Below are 2,227 nucleotides of genomic sequence, written 5' to 3' on the forward strand. Positions count from 1 at the left end.
TTTAAGGTTTTAAATTCTTTTGTTTTTCATCGTACAGCAGCACCCGATATCCTGCCTTTACAACTACTTTTATAAGTTTTACTTTTTTGCTCATAAGACTTTTAGCCGCCTCAATACCCATTCCTGCAGCTTGCGTCCCCCATGAATCCGAAATACCTGTAAGGCCGAGCGTCTGTATGGAACGGTCCGCGGATGCTTTCGCCACGTCCCTGTTAATAGCTCCCGGAATATAGATGCCGTCAATGCCATCAATATCATAAACTGTCAGCTCAACAGGAAATATGGAATTATTGTACTGGATGCTGGTAATTTTGACCTCCATCCTCTCCCCTTTTAAGGCTGCTATTCCGTACAGAAAAGTATTCTTGGGGATAGCTGTATCCTGCAGGAGAATATCATGCGAAAGACGTAATTTCACCACCGCTCCGCTGGCAATAGTCTGTGTCTGATGAATAACTGCTTCAATTGAATTCTGCACCACTTCAGAGGACTGTTCTGCGTCCAGAGAATAAAATGCATTTGTTTGTATAAAGCTCTGCGAATCGGCATTCCCCACAAGTGAACTTATGTTATCCTCTTCTGTTTTTTTCAGCACCGAATATGTTTTTCCCTTTTTACTGTCAGATGATTGTTTAAGTCTTTCCTGCACTCGCTGTGGATGCTGAATATCCAGAATATTTTCCAGCATTCCTCCTAACTGCTGCAATTCAGGATCAGCGTCCTGCGGTGCGCTCATTACTGACATAAGCCCTTCGAGTTTTTTGATTTCTTCTGATTCTGCACCAGAAGTACCGTAATTTTCAAATTCTCTCATGTCCTGACCGTAAGTTGTAGTAGCTGCAGGCTGGTTGATTACTTTTTCGAGAGCCCTTAGCTTCTCATAAACTTTCTGTTCATTGCGGTCCTGAAAAGACTGCGAATTAAAAGCCGATCTGTTTTTTGGAATAATGCGGGATTCAAAATCATCTGCAGCAAAAGAATTAACTTTATCTTCAGTGACTTTCTCATCAAAATAATTAGGATCTTTCTTTATCTGTTCAAGCAGTTTTATAGAATCAACTGCCGCCTGATCGTAATAACTCATCTTGTCAAGTGCTGAGTCTTCTTTAAATTTAGGCAGCGGCAGATTAAAATTAAATCCCTTCTTTTCATCATTCTCTGCTGTTTTAGCTTCCATTCGCCCTCCCCCTAAGGAATAGAATAAGAATGTTAGAAATGGAAGTGTTATAAGAGGCAGCATTAAAAGCATCTTTCTCTTTTTAGACTCCTTTAGCGATATTGTTTTCTCTTCCATAGTTTTAGTTTTTTAAGTTGATTGTCTTAATTTTTGATACTGTTGAGATCGCAGATTCTCCATAAAATGATCTGTATAGATTGTAGATCAAGAGCCCTGAGGTTAAAACCGTAAACAACACTAGCGCGCAGATGAGTTCTCTCTTTGTGCGGCTATCTGTGAATCCTTTCATTTTCTCGGCCCACCTTTTCTGTGCCAGCAGATAATACTTGTGATAAACCACAGGCTCAGTGCGTTTTTTAAATAAAGACTTCATATGAATTTTATTTTCTGGTTTCAGCTGATAAATCCCTGTTATCGACTGTATTAAACCGCTCAATCAAAAACCCGTGCGGATTATTATCACTTCTCGAAACATTGCGAAGAGCACCTTCTGTCAGCAGGCTTCTTTTCAGAATGCTGGTAGTGCGGATAATACTTTGTCTGGCATAACATCTAAAACGATATGGATATTCACGGATATCGATGCTCACACTGTCAATCTGGATCGACTGGCTGATATTTCCCGATATAATGCCCGAATAAAAATTATTTTCCTTCAGGTCATCATAGATGCGTTTTGCACTGTCGTCTGCCAGATAAAGCGCTTTTGTGATGTTCGTTTTAATGACCTTATCATCGGGATCAAGCGTAAAGAAAAACTTGTGAAATGTTTTCACATGATCCCTTGCCTCCACAGCAATATTATCTTTTCTTTCTGAAGCATAAGCTTCAAGCGCTTTGCCGTTTGCCAGAATATAGACTTTATCCTGCATAAGGTTTACTGTCTGCAAGCTCTTGTAAACAGCGTAACAGCTTATAATTATACAGCCTGAAATTACAAGCATTGAAAATCCTCTCACATATCTGAAAGCGTTATCTATATTTTTCATTTTAGTAAACATGGGATGTTGATTTAAGTCTGTTTTGAATTTCCTTTGAGCCTGTCATTCA

2 protein-coding genes are annotated in these 2,227 nt (G+C 39.4%); both read right to left on the bottom strand.

Going from position 1 to position 2,227, the window contains the following annotated elements:
* Nucleotide 1 precedes the first annotated feature (1 nt).
* Nucleotides 2-1,294 carry a conjugative transposon protein TraM gene (traM, locus tag GSY47_RS07470; protein ID WP_219071219.1) on the bottom strand — a complete coding sequence of 431 codons (1,293 nt, stop codon included), beginning with the start codon at nucleotides 1,292-1,294 and terminating at the stop codon, nucleotides 2-4.
* A 263-nt stretch (nucleotides 1,295-1,557) separates the two neighbouring features.
* A complete protein-coding gene (traK, locus tag GSY47_RS07475; RefSeq protein WP_246611284.1) occupies nucleotides 1,558-2,166 on the bottom strand; it encodes a conjugative transposon protein TraK in 609 nt (202 codons plus the stop codon).
* Nucleotides 2,167-2,227: the final 61 nt, after the last annotated feature.

The organism is Flavobacterium quisquiliarum, from assembly GCF_019308285.1.
Lineage (GTDB): Bacteria > Bacteroidota > Bacteroidia > Flavobacteriales > Flavobacteriaceae > Flavobacterium > Flavobacterium quisquiliarum.

Bases quoted from the DNA above. Each gene is read 5' to 3' on its own strand.
- traM (WP_219071219.1), bottom strand. From the start codon at position 1,294: ATGGAAGAGAAAACAATATCGCTAAAGGAGTCTAAAAAGAGAAAGATG.
- traK (WP_246611284.1), bottom strand. From the start codon at position 2,166: ATGAAAAATATAGATAACGCTTTCAGATATGTGAGAGGATTTTCAATG.